Source organism: Parabacteroides vesiculifaciens, assembly GCF_049860805.1.
Lineage (GTDB): Bacteria > Bacteroidota > Bacteroidia > Bacteroidales > Tannerellaceae > Parabacteroides.
In genome coordinates, this window is sequence record NZ_CP187555.1 from 3,671,855 (window position 1) to 3,691,010 (window position 19,156).

The window sequence follows — 19,156 nt, forward strand, 5'->3', positions numbered from 1 at the left end:
TCTGGAAAAAAACATCCCTCCTGTCTATTCTCACGTTCCCCATGTCTCCCGGTCTAAGTTCCGGTAGTTGATTGCTTCCGCCAAATGACGCGCTTCGATATCCGGGGAGGCTTCCAGATCGGCAATCGTACGGGAGACTTTCAGGATGCGGTCGTAGGCACGGGCAGAAAGATTGAGACGCTGCATGGCGACCTTCAGCAAAGACAGGCCGGCAGCATCGGGCACTGCGTATTCATGAAGCAGCTTGGAGGTCATCTGAGCATTGCTATAAATGCCGTCATGCCCGGCAAAGCGTTTTTCCTGGATGGCACGGGCTTTCATCACACGCTCGCGTATCGCTTCGCTACATTCGGAAGGACGTTGTTCCGATATCTTCTCAAAAGGAACCGGTACGACTTCCACCTGTATGTCGATCCGGTCCAGCAGAGGACCGGAAACGCGATTCATATATTTCTGAACGGCGCCCGGAGAGCAGAGGCAAGGGCGGTCGGGATGATTATAATATCCGCAAGGACAAGGATTCATGGAAGCAACCAGCATAAAGTTGGCCGGATAATCGACCGAGAAGCGGGCACGCGAAACCGTTATCGTCCGGTCTTCCAAAGGTTGGCGCATGACTTCGAGCACGCTCCGGTTAAATTCAGGCAATTCATCCAGGAACAAGATTCCGTTATGTGCCAGACTGATCTCTCCCGGCTGCGGGAAAGCGCCTCCCCCGACCATTGCCACATTCGAAATCGTGTGATGTGGCGAACGGAAAGGGCGTTGCGTCATCAAGGAAGTGTTCAGGCCGATCTTGCCGGCAACCGAATGTATTTTGGTTGTTTCCAGCGACTCTTGCAAGGTAAAAGGCGGCAAGATGGAAGGAAGACGTTTGGCAAGCATCGACTTACCGCTCCCCGGCGGACCGATCAGAATCAGGTTGTGGCTGCCGGCGGCGGCAACTTCCAACGCACGCTTCACATTCTCCTGCCCGCGCACATCCGAGAAATCCGCTTCAAACTGAAGCTGCCGAGCATAAAACTCTTCGCGGGTATTGACAACCGTCGGTTCCAAACTCCGTTTTCCCGCAATAAACTCAATCACTTCTTTAATAGTCGAAACGCCATAAACCTCCAGATTGTTGACAACTGCAGCCTCGCGCGCATTCTGTTCGGGAACGATAAAGCCTTTGAATCCTTCTTCACGCGCCTTGATTGCGATCGGGAGTATTCCCTTTACCGGCTTCAAGCTACCGTCTAACGAAAGCTCTCCCATCATCATGTACTGATCCAACCGGGAGGCTTCCAACTCTCCGGCGGCCGCCAGAATACCGATTGCAAGCGGGAGATCATACGACGAACCTTCCTTCCGGATATCGGCAGGCGCCATATTGATCACAATACGGTTACGGGGAAACTTGTAGCCACTTACCTGAAGAGCTGAGATAATGCGCTCATGACTTTCACGGACAGCCACATCCGGCAGTCCTACTAAAAAGAATTGAATACCTTTTGTGCAATTCACTTCGATCGTAACGACCGTTGCCGATATACCCTGCACGGCGGCAGCATAAGATTTGACCAACATAGTTAAAGATTTATGATTTATAATTTATGATTTATGAGGCCGGATTATTATGATTTACGAACAGTGACATTAGATAAATCATAAATCTGAAATCATAAATCAATCAGTTTTTCCAACGTCTGCTTTATCTCGATCCCATTATCCGTTTTCAGGATAATCTTCCCATCTTCATCGATCAGGAAACAACGGGGCAAAGCACTTACATTATATAGATCGACCAGCATAGCCGCCTGTCCGGCAGAATCGGTTACCAAATTCCAGTCGATGCTATCTTTTGCTATCACCTTCCGTACTTCGGCCTGATCGTCATCTAAGCTGATCAGCAACATCTCCACCTTTTCTTTCGGATATTTCATTGCCACTTCATCCAGATACAAGTCTTCCGTCTGGCACATATCACACCAGGGAGCCGTAAAAGCAAGCAGTAAATATTTCTTGGGAAAAGAATCCAGGCTGACAGGAGTTCCGTATATGTTCTTCACATTAAAACCAGGCGCTTCAGCACCCAAAGCCGTCCTTTTTGCCCGGGCACTATATTCCTGTAGTTTCCGCACCAGATAGAAATCATTCAGCTTCGGACTCAACACGGCAAGCAGTTCATCCATTTGCCGGGTATCGTCAGGATGGTTAAAATAATGTTGTATCAATATGACGGAAGCCTCTTCATCCGGATATTTCTTAATAGCGGCAGCAGCCTCTTCGCTCAACAGGTGGTTCACATTTGCCAAACGTGAGGCAACATCCGTATCCTCTATTGAGCTGTTAACATTTTCCTTATTCTTATTCTTCTTATTCAGTTGGTGGATCAGATCGGCCTGTTCCTTCAACAAAGGAGCCATTTCTTTTTTTATCGCGGAAAGACGATCGTTGATCCGCCCTCCTTTGACACGCAACATGGCAGGATAATTAGCATCTCCGGTAATCGTCACCTTCTCTCCTTTTTCCAGATAAGCCGTAACCCAATGCATCTTATCGGCAAAGAAAATCGTCACTTCCCTGAAATCCCCTTGTTTCCGTTCGATCAAGAATTCACCCGGCTTCCCGCAAGTCACCGTATCTACAACTTTTATATCTTCATTTTCGAAAACGGCATATAAGGTCTGATCCTCCAGATTGGTAAGTTTGCCCTCTATCCGGTAAGCAATATCTCCGCCACACGATGACAAAGACACGATAATCCCTACGACCAGTAATAAATGTCTAATCATGTTATACCTCATATCCCACATTAACAGATAATTTGGGGTAAAGATAAGAATAGATTTTAAAACATCCTAACAATTATGCTAAAATTAATGTATATATATAAAAAAAGCGCAGAACCGAAGTCCTGCGCTTTTATAGTCGTTATGTATTTGATTACAACTTCGGACCAGCAGCAACCAATTTCTTACCAGCTTCGTTACCTGTGAACTTAGCGAAGTTCTTGATGAAACGGCCAGCCAGATCTTTTGCTTTTTCATCCCACTGTGCAGGATCAGCATATGTATCGCGCGGATCTAAGATCTTCGGATCGACACCCGGCAATTCTGTCGGTACAACGAAATCGAAGTACGGGATAACTTTTGTCGGAGCTTTGTCGATAGAACCGTCTAAGATAGCATCGATGATACCTCTTGTATCTTTGATAGAGATACGTTTGCCAGTACCGTTCCAACCCGTGTTAACCAAATAAGCCTTAGCACCGGTCATTTCCATCTTCTTAACCAATTCTTCGCCGTATTTTGTCGGGTGCAGTGACAAGAAAGCAGCACCGAAGCAAGCAGAGAATGTCGGAGTCGGTTCAGTGATACCACGTTCCGTACCAGCCAATTTAGCTGTAAAACCAGACAAGAAGTAGTACTGAGTCTGTTCAGCGTTCAGGATAGATACCGGAGGCAATACGCCGAATGCATCAGCAGACAGGAAGATAACCTGTTTTGCGTGCGGGCCTTTAGAAATCGGCTTAACGATGTTTTCGATATGATAGATCGGGTAAGAAACACGTGTGTTTTCTGTTACGCTCTTATCAGCGAAGTCGATTGTACCGTCAGCAGCAACTGTAACGTTTTCAAGAAGAGCGTCACGTTTGATAGCGTTGTAGATATCCGGTTCACTTTCTTTGTCCAGGTTGATAACCTTAGCGTAGCAACCACCTTCGTAGTTGAACACACCTTCGTTGTCCCATCCGTGTTCGTCGTCACCGATCAACAGACGTTTCGGGTCAGTAGACAAAGTAGTCTTACCTGTACCAGACAAACCGAAGAAGATAGCAGAGCTTGTACCTTCCTTATCCGTGTTAGCGGAACAGTGCATAGAAGCGATACCACGCAACGGGTTCAGATAGTTCATGATAGAGAAGATACCCTTCTTCATTTCACCACCGTACCAAGTGTTCAGGATCACCTGTTCTTTAGTTTTCAGGTTGAAAACAGTAGCTGTTTCAGAGTTCAAGCCTAATTCCTTGAAGTTTTCAACTTTAGCCTTAGCAGCGTTGAAAGAAACGAAATCAGGTTCTCCGTAGTTAGCCAGTTCTTCAGCTGTCGGGCGGATGAACATGTTAGTTACGAAATGTGCCTGCCATGCTACTTCCATGATGAAACGAACTTTCAGACGAGTTGCTTCGTTAGCGCCGCAGAAAGTATCGACAACGAACAAACGTTTGCCAGACAATTCTTTTACAGCTTTAGCTTTCAGATCAGCCCAAGCTTCTTCAGAACAAGGCTTGTTATCGTTTTTATATTCTTCAGAAGTCCACCATACTGAATCTTCGCTGGCTTCGTTCTTTACGAAAAATTTATCTTTAGGAGAACGACCTGTGTAAACACCAGTCATCACGTTTACAGCACCCAGTTCAGTCACCTGACCTTTTTCAAAGCCTTCCAAACCCGGTTTTGTTTCTTCTGCGAACAGAACATCGTAAGACGGATTGTGAATGATTTCCTTCACATCTTTAATTCCGTACTTGCTTAAATCTAATGTAGCCATCTTGAAATTAATTTAATTGATTGACTTTATATAACTTTTTCTCTCTACTCGATGTTAAAACACAAGGCAACTCATCTTTGTTTTTACTTGCTGCTCCCTCGCCTTGTTAATCGCGGTACAAAAGTAATACAAATTTTCATAGTACATACTGAATTAAGGAAATTTTTCAGTAATAATTATACTTTTCTATGCCGTTAACATCAAACCCTACCATTTTGTAACATAGAGTTTACAAATCAGCTACTTTTATCCAAAGATAGCATCATGTTTCCCGGCATTTAAGTCATCCTGGATGCGGTAAAGAACGACAAGCAGAGGGGATAAATTATGTTTAACGATATCGGTTATAATCTCCGGGTCAACAGACAAATGTTCATGAGAAATAATATTTCGCATGGCAAAAATCTTGCGCCAGGGAATTCCCGGATAATAGACCAGCAACTTCTCCTTTGTTTCAGTATCTATTTGTTTCAATGTCTCACCGATAGTCTGTATTCTCATGCAAGTTGCATCAAATAAATCGACACCCTCCGGAGTACGAAGCAAATCATCGCAGTTTGCAACATCGGAAGTTCGTTTCAATGCCAATTCAAATCTTTGTATAACAAAAAGAAGCTTATCTGTTATTTGATCCTTAAAGATAAATTGCATCCTGTTCTATTTTACGCCGAAACAAAGCACGCATTGTTTCATGCAAGGTTATTAAATCGACTTTTTGCCTGAAAACTTGTTCTAAATCATCTTTTATATCCATCAATGTGTAATAACTTGTTTTTCTCAACTTAATAAACACATCGATGTCACTCTTCTCATTCTGTTCACCACGAGCCACGCTACCGAAAAGACCCAATGTTTCGATTCCGTATTTTTCGGCGGAACGGGCTTTGTAATCTCTCAGGATTCCTATGATTTCGGCTGTTGTCTTCATTGCTATACCCTTTTGTTTCACAAAGATAGAAATATAAATAAGAAAAGCTGTAAACCCTTGCATCTTTTTTCAAGGTTTACAGCTTTTCTTATCACAGATCGGCTTACCGCCTTACTTTACTTCCCAGATTTCTCCGCTCATCAGGTAATCCTGTAATTTGCGGGTCGGATTCTTTGCCTGGACTTCTTCGATTTGCTGATGGACAGCTTCATCGTATACAGGGGCATCCACATCGCGGATCACGCCGAGTGCGATCGGCATATCTTCGCTCATCATGGCAAGCATCATGTGCAGGGTGTTATCCTTTTCATGTGCGTCATGTACCAGGACATCATCCAACGTATAACCATCCTGCCCGATTGTTACGGCTTTCAGTTTCAGACCATCCAGAACGATACCCTTTTCGTTGTCCTTGCCGAACAGCATCTTTTCGCCGTGGCGCAGGAAGATCGTACGGTCGGCACGGAATTCCTTATCGACAATCTTCTTATGGATACCGTCGTTGAAGATCACGCAGTTCACCAGCACTTCGGTTACGGAAGCCCCTTTATGGCGGGCAGAAGCAGCCAACACTTCGGTCGTATTCTTCAGATCCACATCGATCACGCGGGCAAAGAAGTTGCCACGGGCGCCCAAAGCCAGTTCAGCCGGGATAAACGGATCTTCGACCGTTCCATAAGGTGAACTCTTGGAGACGAAACCACGGTCGGAAGTCGGCGAATACTGTCCCTTCGTCAGACCGTATATTTTGTTGTTGAACAATACGATATTCAAGTCCACATTGCGGCGGACAGCATGGATAAAGTGGTTACCGCCGATAGCCAGACAGTCGCCGTCGCCGGTAATCAACCAGACGCTCAGGTCCGGACGAGCCGTCTTCACGCCGGTAGCAATAGCGGCTCCACGTCCGTGGATCGTATGGAAACCGTATGTGTTCATATAATAAGGTAAACGGGAAGAACACCCGATACCCGAGATAACAGCCATATTATGAGGAGCCACTCCTACTTCGGCCATTGCTTTGTGCAAGCAGTTCAACACGGCATGGTCTCCACAACCCGGACACCAGCGTACATACTGATCGCTCTTATAATCTTTCGGTTGAAATTTTACTTCTTCAGTTGCCATCTTTTAAGCCTCCAATATTTTCGTGAATTCCTCAACTAATCTCGCTACAACAAAAGGTTGTCCCTTTACGCGGTTGAAACGGTACGGATTGAATCCGGCCACTTTACCACGCAGGTAGTTGGCAAACTGTCCGTTGTTCTGTTCGGCAACGACCACCTTCTTGTATTTACCCAGCACTTCAGCCGTGTTCTTAGGCAGCGGGCTGATGAACTTGAAATGAGCCAGCGCGACTTTCTTTCCCTGTTCCTGCATCGTTTCCATTGCTTCGTAGAGATGTCCGTATGTTCCGCCCCATCCGACAATCAGCAGGTCGGCATCGGGATCTCCGATCACTTCCAGTTCGGGGATATAATCGGCAATCTTGTCGATCTTGGCCTGACGGGTGGTAACCATCTTCTGGTGGTTGACCGGGTCGGTCGAGATAGCGCTTGTCTCATAATCCTTTTCGAGACCACCCAGACGATGGGCAAAGCCTTCTGTTCCCGGAATAGCCCAGTAACGAACCAAGCTTTCCTTGTCGCGACGATACGCTTTCCATACTTTTTCACTCGCATCGTAGTTGGAGACATAATTCGGTTTGATTTCCGGATATTCAGCCAGGTTCGGCAGCTTCCATGCGGAAGAACCGTTGGCGATGAAGGCGTCCGTCAGCAGGATAACCGGAGTCATATGTTCGAGTGCCAATTTCCCTGCCCAATAAGCGGCATCGAAACAGTCTGTCGGAGTCGAAGCGGCAATCACGACAGCCGGGCTTTCACCGTTACGTCCGTAAAGCGCCTGCATCAAGTCGGTTTGCTCGCTCTTGGTCGGCATACCCGTAGAAGGACCGCCACGCTGCACGTCGATAACGACCAACGGCAGTTCGGCAATCACGGCCAAACCGATCGCTTCGCTCTTCAACGCCAGACCGGGACCGGATGTGGAAGTCGCAGCTAAGCAACCGGCAAAGCTGGCACCGATAGAAGTACAGATCCCGGCAATTTCATCTTCCGCCTGAACGGTGATAACGCCGAGTTCCTTATGTTTCGACAGTTCATGCAAAATATCGGTAGCCGGAGTAATCGGGTAGCTTCCGAGGAACAACCGCAAGCCGGCCTTCTCGGCGGCGGCGATCAACCCGTAGGAAGTAGCCTTGTTCCCGTTCACGTCAGTATAAAAACCAGGTGCAGCCTTCTTACTTTCGATACGATAAGTGGAGACTGAAGCATGGATATTGTGCCCGTAGTTGTAACCGTCCGTCAGCGCCTTGATATTGGCCTGTGCGATGGCCGGTTTCTTGGCGAACTTATTCTGCAACATGTGCATCGCTTCTTCCAGCGGACGTTCGAACAGCCAGCAAACCAACCCCAGTGCGAACATATTCTTACAACGGAGTGCAGATTTGTTGTCTAAGCCGAATTCAGCCAGGCCGTCTTTCACCATTGTCGAGATAGGAGCCGCCACGACCTGTACGCCGCCGAGTCCTAATTCCTGGAACGGGTCGCTTGTCGTAAACTGCGCCTTATCCAGATCACTCTTCTGGAACGAATCCGTATCGATGAGAACGATTGCATTGGGTTTGAGGTTTTTCACATTCACTTTCAGCGCAGCGGGGTTCATTGCGACCAATACATCCGCCTTATCACCTGGAGTAAAGATTTTACGGGACCCCAGATGCACCTGGAAACCTGATACGCCACTAAGTGTTCCCTGAGGAGCACGCACTTCTGCCGGATAATCGGGGAATGTAGAGATTTCATTCCCGAAAACAGCCGACAGATTGGAAAAGATTGTTCCGGTCAGCTGCATACCGTCACCGGAGTCTCCCGAAAAACGGATGACAACCTTTTCCAGAGTTGTTACTTTTGTCTGTTCTGCCATAATATACTTATATTAGCTTAATCGCTTATTGATATTTAAGATCGTCGCAAAGTAAAGAATAAACTTTGCGAGTTCAAAACTTTTAAGGGTTAAAACGCAGAGAGGTATAGATCGATGTTATTCGACGATAAACCGAATCTATTGGAAACGTAGTTATTAACGGGCTTTCCGCAATACATATAGACTCCGTTCCTGAACCCCGGATCGCTCTTGATCATCCCCTGCACGGCACCTGCATCGCCCAACTGGAAAAGCATCGGGACGAAGATATTGCTCAGCGCCATCGAAGTGGTACGCGCCACACGGTTGCTGATGTTCTGCGTGCAATAGTGCAACACGCCATACTGCTCGAAAACAGCCGGATCGGAAGGACAGAGGCAACAGGTCGTCTCGAAACAGCCTCCCTGGTTGATCCGGAGGTCTATGACCAACGCGCCGCGCTTCATGAGGCGGATCATGTCTTCGGCGATAATATACCGGCGGCGCGTATTGATGTAGCGCATCGCCCCGATCACCACATCGGCGCTGCGGAAAGCATTCTGCAAGACATTCGGATGGAAGGTGGAAGTAAACAAACCCTGCCCCAACACCTGCTGGATCGTCCGGAGCTTGTTTATATCGTCGTCGAAAACTTTCACGGAAGCGCCCAGCGCCATAGCGGCCCGGGTGGCGACAGTCCCGGCATTGCCGGCTCCGATGACCACGACCTCGGTCGGCGAAACGCCCGGTATGCCTCCCAGCAAGATCCCTTTTCCGCCCTGCGTATTGCTAAGCAGTTCGGAAGCTATCGTGATGGAAGCGGTCCCTTCGATCTCGGAGATCACGTTCAAGACCGGACAGCGTTGCATATCGTCCGCCAGCAGCTCATAAGCTATGGCTGTAATCCGTTTAGCCATCATCAACTCGAAGGCTTCATGTGAGAAGGTATTGAACTGGACGGTCGAAAACAGGGTGGTGCGCGGTTTCATCATCATCACCTCGGCAGTCAGCGGCGGCAGTATCTTCAGGATAATGTCCGCCTGGTAGACTTCGGCAGGCGTCGCCACGATCTCGGCTCCCGCTTCCGAATAACGGTTATCAGAGTAATTGATTCCCAGGCCCGCCCCGGCTTCCACCAGGACACGATGCCCGCGGCCGATCAGCATATCGACCGCTTCGGGGGTCAGAGCCAGACGTCGTTCTCCTTCCACCCGTTCACAAGGAATACCTATCAGTAAGCGATTACTCGCCTTACTGATTTCTTTCAATAGCTCCTGCGGGATATAAGCTCCCAGCCCTTGTCTGTCCATAACTTAATAGTTGAAAGTTGAGAGTTGAAAGTTGAAAGTTAAGGTTGTGCCAGTTTTCACTTTCAACCCTCAACTTTCAACTTTCAATTCTATAATCGTGTTGCCAATGCTTTCGATATAGCCTGTACATCCTGATCGGTCATCATCTCTTCCGCATCGAACACAATCGCCGCCTTCGAATAGAAAGGTTCCCTTTTCTCCAGGCTTTCGGCGATAAAGGCTTTCAATTCGTCGCCCGAACGTCCTTTCAACACCGGGCGGGTGGATTTGCAGAGTTCCAGGCGCTTCGCCAGCTCCTCCACCGAAACCTTCAGGTAAACGGTTTGTCCGGCTCCGTTCATAAACTCCATGTTATCGAAAAAACAGGGAGCCCCGCCTCCGGTCGACACCAGGACATCTTCAAAAGTCGCGACTTCGCGGAGCATCCTCCGCTCGATATCCCGGAATGCTTCTTCCCCTCTCTCGGCAAAAAGCTGCCCGACGGTCTTATGATAACGGCCTTCAATATAATGGTCCAGATCAATAAACGAGAGCCCCAACTGCCGGGACAACACCTTTCCCACAGTGGTTTTTCCGGCTCCCATATATCCAATCAGAAATACACGCTTCATATCTATATGATTGTTTCCTGCAAATGTATACTTTTTCCGCTAAGAACTTCTGTTTTGTGCCGGATAATTTTTTATCTTTGACCCCATACTTCTTCGATTCCCCGCCCAACAATTTGCCTGTCGACAATTGTCAGCAGGCCTGCCGATAATTGTCGACAAGTTTGCTGACAACTGTGGGCAGGTTTGCCGACAATTGTCGACAGGCGATTATCCGCCGGGAAAACCGGACTTATCCGGTGGTGTAAGAGGCATTTTCCGCGGGATAAAATCTATTTCCAGCCGGGGGAGAGCGGAGAAGGCTGAAAGGAACTTACAAACAGAAAGCAATGGCAAAGAAATATTATGTAGTGTGGAAAGGCATCACTCCGGGCGTATATGACAACTGGGGCGAATGTAAGGCGCAGGTGGACGGACAGGAAGGAGCGAAATATAAGTCGTTCGAGACTGAAGAAGAGGCAACAAAAGCTTTCGAGAAGGGATACGAGCATTATCTGAAAACCGCATCTTCAGCCAAAGCGGCTGCCGGCTTAGCTCCGAAAGCTCCGGTCGGGAAGCCGATCTGGGAAAGCCTCTGTGTAGACGCCGCTTGTAGCGGGAATCCGGGAGATATGGAATACCGGGGCGTTTATCCGCCGACCATGCAGGAGATCTTCCGGATCGGGCCGTTAAAAAAAGGGACAAACAACATCGGCGAATTCCTGGCTTTGGTGCACGGGCTTGCCCTGTTGAAACAGAAAGGAAGCGACCTACCGATCTACTCGGACAGCCGGAACGCCATCGGTTGGGTAAAAAAGAAGAAATGCAAGACGCTTCTGGAACGCGTACCGGAGAACGAACCGGTCTTCGACATGATCGAACGGGCGGAAAAGTGGCTCAACACCAACACCTATACCACGCCCATCCTGAAATGGGAAACATCGGAATGGGGAGAGATTCCGGCGGACTTCGGACGGAAATAATTTGTCTAAGTTGACATTTGTGTCACTTGTATTAGGGGGCGTTGCGCCTTTATATACAAGTATATCAAACGAGGTAAATTGGGTGACTATACTATCAGGAGTATTCTCAACATATATATTTGCCTTTTTTGCCAACAGAATTTTAAAACAGTAATATATGGACGCTTTAGGGATTATTTTTTTATTCACAAGTGCTATAGATGCAGGATTGGTCATATGGTCTTATACTCCTTCCGGAAAGAAATGGCTAAAAAATCTATAATATAGATTTGAAGGAAAACTATGGCTCAAGAGATTCGCTGGGTACAGCTGTTTATGAAATATAAAAAAGCATTAACACGTTTACAAAAGGTGCAGGTCTCCGACCTAGCATCATTATCAGAATTAGAAAAAGAGGGACTTATACAACGTTTCGAATATACATATGAATTATCTTGGAAAACATTACAAGATTTCCTTCGTTATAAAGGTTATATAGACTTTGCCGGACCCAACGCCACGTTATCGCTGGCATTACAGGATGGTTACATCACGGATGCCGACGACGGGTGGCGCAAAATGAAGAAATCACGGGAACTTATGCCTTATATTTACGATAAAGAACAAGTAGATCTAATCGACATTGCCGGAATTTTTGCAGACCTACTCAAACAGTTATGTATCCGGTTGGAAAAAGAACTGGCTCTCCAAGAGCATATCGACCAGGCAGGAAAGTTGTTCTACCCTTTATAGCCGATCGTCCACCCAAGCCGGATCGAGACAACCTTTCACATCATATACGACGCTGTGCTCCTTTGTCAGCGCCGGAATGTCTAATGACAGGAAACAGGTATGGGCGACCGCCAGCACGACAACGTCGAACTTCTTGTCCGGCAGTTCGGAGAGGACTTCCAAACCGTATTCGCGCCGTACATCTTCCGGCCGCGCCCAGGGATCATAGACCGTCACGCCGATCCCGTAATCACCGAGGTAGCGGACGACATCGCCGACTTTGGAGTTGCGCACATCGGGACAGTTTTCCTTGAAGGTAAAACCTAAAACTAATGCTTCCGCATTCCGCACCGGCACATCTTTCTTGATCATGCACTTCACAACGCGACCGGCAATATATTCGCCCATCGTGTCGTTGATACGGCGTCCGTACAGGATCAGTCCCGGATGGAAACCGTAATCCTGTGCCTTACGAATCAGGTAATAGGGATCGACTCCAATGCAATGTCCGCCGACCAGTCCGGGCTTGAAGGGCAGAAAGTTCCATTTCGTCCCGGCAGCCGCCAGCACTTCGTTCGTATCGATACCGATCAGATGGAAAATCTTCGACAGTTCGTTCATAAAAGCGATGTTGATATCGCGCTGGGAGTTCTCGATCACTTTGGCCGCCTCCGCCACTTTGATACTGGAAACCGGGAAAGTCCCGGCCTGGATGACCGAGCGGTACAGGGCGTCCACCTTAGCAGCCGCATCGGGCGTGGAGCCGGATGTCACTTTCATAATCTTCTCCACCGTATGCTCCTTGTCCCCCGGATTAATGCGCTCCGGCGAATATCCGGCAAAGAAATCGCGGTTAAAGACAAGACCGGACGTTCTCTCCAAGATGGGAACGCATTCATCCTCCGTTATGCCAGGACAGACAGTCGATTCATAGATCACGATATCGCCCCGGCCCAAAACCTTTCCCACTGTCTCGCTGGCCGAATACAAAGGGGTCAGATCGGGACTGTGATGCAAGTCGACCGGCGTAGGGACCGCCACAATATAATAGTTGCACCCGCGGAGCTGTTCCGCATCGGACGTACAGAACAACCCCGTCTCGCCTACTTCCGGCAACCGCGGCAGCAACACGGACTTCAACAATTCGCCCGACACCTCCTGCGTCGCATCACGCCCTTCCATCAAGGCGGCCACCCGCTCCCGCTTCACATCATACCCGACCACCGGATAACGCGTCGCAAACAACCGCGCCAACGGCAAACCGACATATCCGAGGCCGATAATGGCAAGTTTTATATTTTCCATCCTATTCTCTTCGTTTTATTCACTATAGTGTTTCCGTATCTTATCAATCAAACCCTGACTGGCGGAACTGAACTTACGGGCGAAAAGCTTTTCCGAACGGAACAGTTCTTCATAATCCGCATCCTGCCACACATAAGGGCTTCCCCGTTTCCAGTCTATTTCACGCATACAGCTCGTTTCCGCATCTTTCTTTGAATAGACATTGTGCCGGAAAGGTGAATTCCATAGAATCGTTTGTAGAAATATCTCATCCGGACAAAGCGTGTACCGGAAACGTTTCAGTACAAAAGGTTTCTTTGCTATCAGATATTCAACAAAAGCATGCGTGACACTCGACCATTGCGGCCCTTTCCTGAACTCCAATTCATGAGGCCTGCGATAGCGGGAAATCTTCTGCAAACTTAATACGATATTCCGAGTGAAAGAAGAAGCCGAGTGAAAAAAAACATTTCCGCCCTTAATACGTTCCGTAAACAGATAATATCGCGATACCTTACGGTCCAGATCCCGACGATGGGCATTGTCCTGCCAGAAACCGACAAATTCGTGTCCTTCATTTTCCTGAAAGAAAGCATGAATATAATCTTGGCTTTGTATCGGTAAATCAACACCCGACAGAAGATGATAATAAGCATACGGACCATTCTGGAAAGCAGCTTGGAATAACAGATATTCCACTTTCACCAGACTGATGTCTCCCCAGCACACCTTTATCGGATTCTGCAAAATGTAGAACCCGGCTTTCTTCATGCTGAAGAGGCTTATCCGGCAAAAGAGCTCGCGCGCGCGCTTATCCACATGCAGATACACGTCATTCCGCTCATCATCCAGCATGGACAACAGCGCTTCCAACACGTACGGCTCGCCATGAGCAATAACCAAATAAGCATGTTTCATTTTATCGGTTCTTATTTAGCACTGCAAACAAATCCGGTATAGTAGAATCCGTCCGGATATACCCATCCCGTTTCAGCAGGTCAAACGAAGCGGTTCCCACCACCTTATCATATTCGGCCTCCAACAAACCTTCTTTATGCAACTGATAAAAATAGCGCCAATGGCGACCGCCATGCTTCCTGGGGTTCTGCTCCAATTGTCTGCCTCCGTTTATCATTTTCTCTAAAAACGGTTGCTTCCCCCGAATATTATAATGATACACACGGATTTTACTTGCTTCCTTCCGTTTTGGGAACATCGCGACCTTATGGTTTCCCATCGAAATCTGCAGATAACCGGCGGCGCGGTGAATCACCTTATTATTCTGCCGCCCGAAAAGAGAATATTGAGACAATTGATATCGTCCGGGATCAGTTACCGGTTCGACTGTCTGGTTCCATAACCAAAAAGGTTTACCGTCTTCCGGATAGACACACTTGACTTCGCAAGTCAGTACATTGGCGGTTGTAGCCATTAGCTCGGATTTCAGATTTCCGGACGGCGTATACCACAATTCATCGGCATCGGCATTAATCACCCAATCGGCCTTGTAATCCCTCTTCGCTTTCCATACCATACGATCGACCCACTTCTTTTGCTCATAGTTTGTCGCTTTCTCGTCTATGACTTCAAGTACCCAACCTTTTTCCTGGTATTTACGGATAATCTCCGGTGTACGGTCTGTCGAATTATTATCGGTTATGATAAACCCGTCGACTCCCATTGCCTTATGGAACAAAAGGTTTTCTTCCAGCATGTCTTCCTCGTTCTTAACCAGCAACGTCATGATCAACCGTGGAGCCGGACACGGCCTGAATGCCTTATAACCTTCTATAACGGCTATGGAGAACTTTTTTAATGTAAATAGGTAATTCATTACTTTTATGTCTAAGTGATACTTTATAATCAAGTATGAAGAGCAGATGTTTATTGCAAATCCGGATTATAGCTTATGATTTGCTTCAAACATTCTTCCGCATCGAATCCTCTCGCTTTCGCGTATTCATCGGCAAGGACGGCAAACATTTCCTTTGTACCCGGCAAACGCTCGAAGTTTTTACAACCCGTCTCCATATCGATCTCCATGAAACGAATCCGGTTTAAATCGATAATCTCGACTTTTACGCCTTTTTCCGTTTCTTTAAACAGTATATTTCCACGGGAATAATCTTTGTGCAGATAACCATGTTCATGCATGGCAGCTGTCGTGCGGGCAATCGCACGAAGGATCTGTTCCTGATTCGGGAAATTGGTTTTCACCAGATCATAATAAGTATGCGGACACTCGGATCTCAGGCTGACATAGTAACTTCGGGTAAAAAACAAACCGTCTCTTTCGGTATAATAAGCTACAGGACGGGGAGAGCCGATCCCGGACTTCAACAGCATATCTGCATATTCGAAAGAACGCTCCGCTTTTGAAGAACGGAACAGGCCATATACGATCTGGTTCACCAAATTAGGCTTTCTAAAAGACTTAACCACCAAATCAAGGCCTTTATAATTAAATTCACGCAATTCATTACGTCCCTTATAAATCACTTTCCCATCTCCATTCTTAAAATGAATGGGAAGCGCTTTTACAAAGTCGCCGAGGTCTTTATACGCTTCGTTTACAAATACAACACGGGGATGGAATATACGATATATTTTATTAACCAGCTTCGACCACGTCCTTTTGTAGCATAAAGGCCCTCCCAACTCACGCTCGAAGAATTCCGGATATGAACGGTTCAGATAGTCGATCACTTTCTTTTTTTGCAGCCGGTCGGTGACACGTTTCGAACCACCCCGTACACGGTAATACATGGACAAACGCGGCAAGGTAACGACCTTTCCTCCATCTTTCAAGACTGCGATCCAAAAAGCCCAGTCTTCACGTGCCGTAATTTCCCTGGCATATCCTCCCGCCCGCTCCCAGTCACGTTTGTAATAAAGCGAGCAGATCGGTATCATATTCTTACGGGCCAGCAAATTTAACGAGAAAGGAGGCAGGTTCCAGTTTCCTGTACGTTCGCCGAAAAACTCTGCTTTAGGACAGACCACCACTACTTCAGCATCCGCCATAATCGCTTTTACTGCATCGCCAATGAAGTTAGGACACATCTTATCATCTGCGTCAAAAGGAAGAATCAACTCCCCTTCCGCCAGCGCTATCGCATGATTACGGGCAGCACAAGCTCCGGCGTTCGGTTGAGTATGGACTTTTACCCGGGGATCTTTACGGGCATACTCTTTTGCGATCTCCAACGAAGCATCTTTCGAGCCGTCATCCATGACGACCACTTCAAAGGATGGATAGTCCGAGGCCAACACCGAGTCGAGCGTTTCACCCAGATACTGCTCCATGTTATACACGGGGACGATTACCGAAACCAACGGCGAATGTTCCATAAAGCCAATCAGATTTTATCGAGCCCTTTTGTAAACTTCAACCAGTAGTACTTCAGGGGATTCGTATATTTAAGTTGTTTCCACGGACGGCTGCCGTGCGGGCGATGCCATACGGTCAACGTTGTAAACAGGTAGTTTGTGAATCCTTTTTCCAGAGAACGATGCGAGATGGTCACATCGTGCCAGTTCTTTTCAGGGTCCAGTTGGTGGAAATCGAAAGCTTTCAGGAAAGAGACAGTCAGCAGGGAGCAACAGAAGCTCAAATGCTTTTTCTCCGGAAAGACTTTGCCCTCCTTGCCTTTGGCATATAAATACGGATAGTTGATATTCTCCTGTTCGTCGACCGTTACAGCGGCGGCGATACCACAATCCGAACGTATCAAAGCCCCATCGAACAGCGATTGCAACGTATGCTTCTTCACGATCACATCCGACTCGACGATCAAAAGCCCTGCATCGGCGTCAATCGCTTTTTGCTGTGCAGCCTGAAGAATCAGCAGGTAGTTGGGGGAAGGATGATCGGTCAGATCCGACAGGTTGATCAGTTCGAACCCCATTTTGCCGGAGGCTTCACTGAGACGCGCCGTATTTTCGTCCGTACTGAAATCATTATAAACATAATAATGATATGGAACCGTAAATTCGGACGCCATGATCGATTCGATCGTCTGTAAAGTCAACTCTATCGAATCTTTCACCGGAGTAATGATATGTAATTGTTTCATTTTTCCTTCTTTTTTAATTTCACTCTCTGAATTTATATCTACAGCCGACTATTGTTCTTCTAATGCGGCCTGCACGCGTGACACGATCTTTTCCGCCGGCAGCTGCGTCAAGCAGGCCCAATCTCCCCTGGAACATTCTTTCTGTCCGAACTGCGAACAGGGGCGGCAGGGCAGCGGTAATCCGATCACATCCTCCGGACGCTGCCGATAGCCATAGAAACCGGTATAAATATGTGTCGCTCCCCATACGGACAATACGCGAGTACCGACCAACGAAGCAAAATGCATATTCGCCGAATCCATGCTAAGCAACAAGTCCAACTGACTAATTAACGCCAATTCATTATCAAGCGTATATTTACCCACCACATTCTTTACATGCGGATAGCGATAGGCCCAATCCTCCAATACCGCTTCTTCATATCCTTTCGCTCCGAACAGGAACAAAGTCAGGCCTTCCCTTTTGGAAAGAGTAGCCACGACCTGCTCCATCTCATCAATCGGATATACCTTGCCCTGATAACGGGCAAAGGGAGCGACACCCAACCATTTCCCGGTCTTGACTCCGGCAATAGCTTCCATTTTCGACAAATCTGCCGGCCGCGACTCATATAAAGAAGTGAATGATTCGGTATAGGCCAACCCTGCCCCACGGAACACGTCGGCATACCGCTCGATAACGGTCGGCAGCGGTTTCAGCTTCTTGTTTTCCTTGCGCATAAGCGGAGGATATTTTTTTCGGATTTTATCCAGGACGTAGACCGGCTTTCCTTTCAACCGGAAAGCAGCACAAATAATCCAAGTCCGGATCACATCTTGCAGATCCAGGACAATGTCGTAATCGAACTTCACCAAAGCAGACGTAAACCGCAAGAGGCCGATCAGCGTTTTCTCCGCCCCTTTGGTACTGATGCCGATCACCTCCAGATTGGAAGGGCGGTTCATGAATACCGGCATCATAAAGGCTTGCGTAAGCACCGTAAACGAATCTTGCGGATTAGCTTTGGCTGCGGAATAGATGACCGGAAGAGTCATCGCCACGTCGGCAATCGCAGCGAGTCGTATCACTAATATCTTTGCCATTTATTTCTTATCGTACATTTTCATTTGTTTATAGACCGCCATCTGTTTATGTCCGGCCTTGATATCCGCCAGCAGTTGATCCAATGCAATGGATAGGTTCCTTTTCTGTTCCAAAAGGATTTGTAGCTTCTTCTCACATTTAGCTTTATGTTCGGGAGTCACATCCGAGGCCGCTACCTCCTGCCGCATATGATAGATTTTCAGAATCAGGATAGAAAGGCGGTCTATCGCCCAAGCCGGACTTTCCGTGTTAAAGGTGGCATCCGGCTGAATCTTCACGTTTTTATATTGATCGAGGAAGAAACTGTCAATCAACTCCACCAGGTCTGTACGATCCAAATTCGACTTATCAATACGACGGACGATTGCCAAAGCTTCAGCGGGTTCGATAGCAGCACTTCTGACAAGATCCTCCATATGCCACTGCACCGCATCAATCCAGTTTTTCAGATAGAGATAAAACTCGATACTCTTCACCTCATAAGGATTATGTACCGTAGCATCTATATGGTTAGTGATATGATATGCATTCGTAGCCTGCTCAAAAACCCGGCAACACTTCTCGCTGAAACTCATACAGTTCAATTTACTTAGTAAATACAGACGTACAAAGATAGCAAGTTTTTTTATCCTTTCAGCATATAGACTTTTTTCTTTGACAAGTTCGAGCGCGCCTCCGCCAACCGTCGCA

General features: G+C 47.4%; 18 protein-coding genes. 2 read left to right on the plus strand and 16 right to left on the minus strand.

Annotated features, from left to right (window positions below; translation table 11 throughout):
* Positions 1–30: 30 nt before the first annotated feature.
* The 9 genes from ACPYIV_RS14790 to ACPYIV_RS14830 all read right to left on the minus strand — a co-directional run bounded on the left by ACPYIV_RS14790 (position 31) and on the right by ACPYIV_RS14830 (position 10,352).
* Positions 31–1,569 carry a YifB family Mg chelatase-like AAA ATPase gene (locus ACPYIV_RS14790; RefSeq protein ID WP_293739911.1) on the minus strand — a complete coding sequence of 513 codons (1,539 nt, stop codon included), beginning with the start codon at positions 1,567–1,569 and terminating at the stop codon, positions 31–33.
* Between the two features lie 92 nt (positions 1,570–1,661).
* Complete coding sequence (locus ACPYIV_RS14795; RefSeq protein ID WP_425883748.1) at positions 1,662–2,777, minus strand: redoxin domain-containing protein; 1,116 nt, start codon at positions 2,775–2,777, stop codon at positions 1,662–1,664.
* Positions 2,778–2,928: 151 nt separating this feature from the next.
* Positions 2,929–4,536, minus strand: coding sequence for a phosphoenolpyruvate carboxykinase (ATP) (gene pckA / locus ACPYIV_RS14800; protein ID WP_293733204.1), 1,608 nt, complete (start codon positions 4,534–4,536; stop codon positions 2,929–2,931).
* Between the two features lie 246 nt (positions 4,537–4,782).
* On the minus strand, positions 4,783–5,187 hold the full coding sequence (locus ACPYIV_RS14805; RefSeq protein ID WP_425883750.1) for a DUF86 domain-containing protein: 405 nt from the start codon (positions 5,185–5,187) through the stop codon (positions 4,783–4,785).
* Positions 5,171–5,464 (minus strand): nucleotidyltransferase family protein, encoded by a 294-nt coding sequence (locus ACPYIV_RS14810; protein WP_425886529.1) that lies wholly within the window; start codon positions 5,462–5,464, stop codon positions 5,171–5,173. The genes ACPYIV_RS14805 and ACPYIV_RS14810 overlap by 17 nt, the downstream gene beginning before the upstream one ends.
* Positions 5,465–5,575: 111 nt before the next feature.
* On the minus strand, positions 5,576–6,592 hold the full coding sequence (locus tag ACPYIV_RS14815) for a 2-oxoacid:ferredoxin oxidoreductase subunit beta (RefSeq protein ID WP_293733202.1): 1,017 nt from the start codon (positions 6,590–6,592) through the stop codon (positions 5,576–5,578).
* A gap of 3 nt (positions 6,593–6,595) precedes the next feature.
* Entirely contained in the window at positions 6,596–8,452 is a 1,857-nt protein-coding gene (locus ACPYIV_RS14820) for a 2-oxoacid:acceptor oxidoreductase subunit alpha (RefSeq protein ID WP_293733201.1), read from the minus strand.
* Between the two features lie 89 nt (positions 8,453–8,541).
* The gene (locus ACPYIV_RS14825; RefSeq protein WP_425883753.1) at positions 8,542–9,741 is read right to left on the minus strand and encodes an alanine dehydrogenase; all 1,200 of its coding nucleotides are present in this window, start codon (positions 9,739–9,741) and stop codon (positions 8,542–8,544) included.
* A gap of 89 nt (positions 9,742–9,830) precedes the next feature.
* Entirely contained in the window at positions 9,831–10,352 is a 522-nt protein-coding gene (locus tag ACPYIV_RS14830; protein ID WP_293733199.1) for a shikimate kinase, read from the minus strand.
* 326 nt (positions 10,353–10,678) lie between these two features.
* On the opposite strand from ACPYIV_RS14830, the gene ACPYIV_RS14835 reads away from it, so the two are divergent.
* Both ACPYIV_RS14835 and ACPYIV_RS14840 read left to right on the plus strand, forming a co-directional pair.
* Complete coding sequence (locus ACPYIV_RS14835; protein ID WP_293733198.1) at positions 10,679–11,311, plus strand: viroplasmin family protein; 633 nt, start codon at positions 10,679–10,681, stop codon at positions 11,309–11,311.
* A gap of 282 nt (positions 11,312–11,593) precedes the next feature.
* Complete coding sequence (locus ACPYIV_RS14840; protein WP_425883755.1) at positions 11,594–12,043, plus strand: HI0074 family nucleotidyltransferase substrate-binding subunit; 450 nt, start codon at positions 11,594–11,596, stop codon at positions 12,041–12,043.
* On the opposite strand, the gene ACPYIV_RS14845 is transcribed toward ACPYIV_RS14840, so the two are convergent.
* The 7 genes from ACPYIV_RS14845 to ACPYIV_RS14875 form a co-directional block, all read right to left on the minus strand.
* Positions 12,038–13,327, minus strand: coding sequence for a nucleotide sugar dehydrogenase (locus tag ACPYIV_RS14845; RefSeq protein WP_425883757.1), 1,290 nt, complete (start codon positions 13,325–13,327; stop codon positions 12,038–12,040). The genes ACPYIV_RS14840 and ACPYIV_RS14845 overlap by 6 nt on opposite strands.
* A 15-nt stretch (positions 13,328–13,342) precedes the next feature.
* Complete coding sequence (locus ACPYIV_RS14850) at positions 13,343–14,224, minus strand: beta-1,6-N-acetylglucosaminyltransferase (protein ID WP_300762465.1); 882 nt, start codon at positions 14,222–14,224, stop codon at positions 13,343–13,345.
* Between the two features lies 1 nt (position 14,225).
* Entirely contained in the window at positions 14,226–15,050 is an 825-nt protein-coding gene (locus ACPYIV_RS14855) for a glycosyltransferase family 2 protein (RefSeq protein ID WP_370648535.1), read from the minus strand.
* A gap of 140 nt (positions 15,051–15,190) precedes the next feature.
* Positions 15,191–16,657 carry a glycosyltransferase gene (locus ACPYIV_RS14860; RefSeq protein WP_425883760.1) on the minus strand — a complete coding sequence of 489 codons (1,467 nt, stop codon included), beginning with the start codon at positions 16,655–16,657 and terminating at the stop codon, positions 15,191–15,193.
* A gap of 8 nt (positions 16,658–16,665) precedes the next feature.
* Entirely contained in the window at positions 16,666–17,382 is a 717-nt protein-coding gene (locus ACPYIV_RS14865; RefSeq protein WP_293733192.1) for a glycosyltransferase family A protein, read from the minus strand.
* Between the two features lie 48 nt (positions 17,383–17,430).
* Positions 17,431–18,465, minus strand: a complete 1,035-nt coding sequence (locus ACPYIV_RS14870; RefSeq protein WP_301704929.1) for a glycosyltransferase family 9 protein — start codon at positions 18,463–18,465, stop codon at positions 17,431–17,433.
* Entirely contained in the window at positions 18,466–19,041 is a 576-nt protein-coding gene (locus ACPYIV_RS14875; protein ID WP_293733190.1) for a DUF4254 domain-containing protein, read from the minus strand.
* Positions 19,042–19,156: the final 115 nt, after the last annotated feature.

Coding starts and splice junctions, on each gene's coding strand:
- ACPYIV_RS14790 (WP_293739911.1), bottom strand. CDS start 1,569: ATGTTGGTCAAATCTTATGCTGCCGCCGTGCAGGGTATATCGGCAACG.
- ACPYIV_RS14795 (WP_425883748.1), bottom strand. CDS start 2,777: ATGATTAGACATTTATTACTGGTCGTAGGGATTATCGTGTCTTTGTCA.
- pckA (WP_293733204.1), bottom strand. CDS start 4,536: ATGGCTACATTAGATTTAAGCAAGTACGGAATTAAAGATGTGAAGGAA.
- ACPYIV_RS14805 (WP_425883750.1), bottom strand. CDS start 5,187: ATGCAATTTATCTTTAAGGATCAAATAACAGATAAGCTTCTTTTTGTT.
- ACPYIV_RS14810 (WP_425886529.1), bottom strand. CDS start 5,464: ATGAAGACAACAGCCGAAATCATAGGAATCCTGAGAGATTACAAAGCC.
- ACPYIV_RS14815 (WP_293733202.1), bottom strand. CDS start 6,592: ATGGCAACTGAAGAAGTAAAATTTCAACCGAAAGATTATAAGAGCGAT.
- ACPYIV_RS14820 (WP_293733201.1), bottom strand. CDS start 8,452: ATGGCAGAACAGACAAAAGTAACAACTCTGGAAAAGGTTGTCATCCGT.
- ACPYIV_RS14825 (WP_425883753.1), bottom strand. CDS start 9,741: ATGGACAGACAAGGGCTGGGAGCTTATATCCCGCAGGAGCTATTGAAA.
- ACPYIV_RS14830 (WP_293733199.1), bottom strand. CDS start 10,352: ATGAAGCGTGTATTTCTGATTGGATATATGGGAGCCGGAAAAACCACT.
- ACPYIV_RS14835 (WP_293733198.1), top strand. CDS start 10,679: ATGGCAAAGAAATATTATGTAGTGTGGAAAGGCATCACTCCGGGCGTA.
- ACPYIV_RS14840 (WP_425883755.1), top strand. CDS start 11,594: ATGGCTCAAGAGATTCGCTGGGTACAGCTGTTTATGAAATATAAAAAA.
- ACPYIV_RS14845 (WP_425883757.1), bottom strand. CDS start 13,327: ATGGAAAATATAAAACTTGCCATTATCGGCCTCGGATATGTCGGTTTG.
- ACPYIV_RS14850 (WP_300762465.1), bottom strand. CDS start 14,224: ATGAAACATGCTTATTTGGTTATTGCTCATGGCGAGCCGTACGTGTTG.
- ACPYIV_RS14855 (WP_370648535.1), bottom strand. CDS start 15,050: ATGACGTTGCTGGTTAAGAACGAGGAAGACATGCTGGAAGAAAACCTT.
- ACPYIV_RS14860 (WP_425883760.1), bottom strand. CDS start 16,657: ATGGAACATTCGCCGTTGGTTTCGGTAATCGTCCCCGTGTATAACATG.
- ACPYIV_RS14865 (WP_293733192.1), bottom strand. CDS start 17,382: ATGAAACAATTACATATCATTACTCCGGTGAAAGATTCGATAGAGTTG.
- ACPYIV_RS14870 (WP_301704929.1), bottom strand. CDS start 18,465: ATGGCAAAGATATTAGTGATACGACTCGCTGCGATTGCCGACGTGGCG.
- ACPYIV_RS14875 (WP_293733190.1), bottom strand. CDS start 19,041: ATGAGTTTCAGCGAGAAGTGTTGCCGGGTTTTTGAGCAGGCTACGAAT.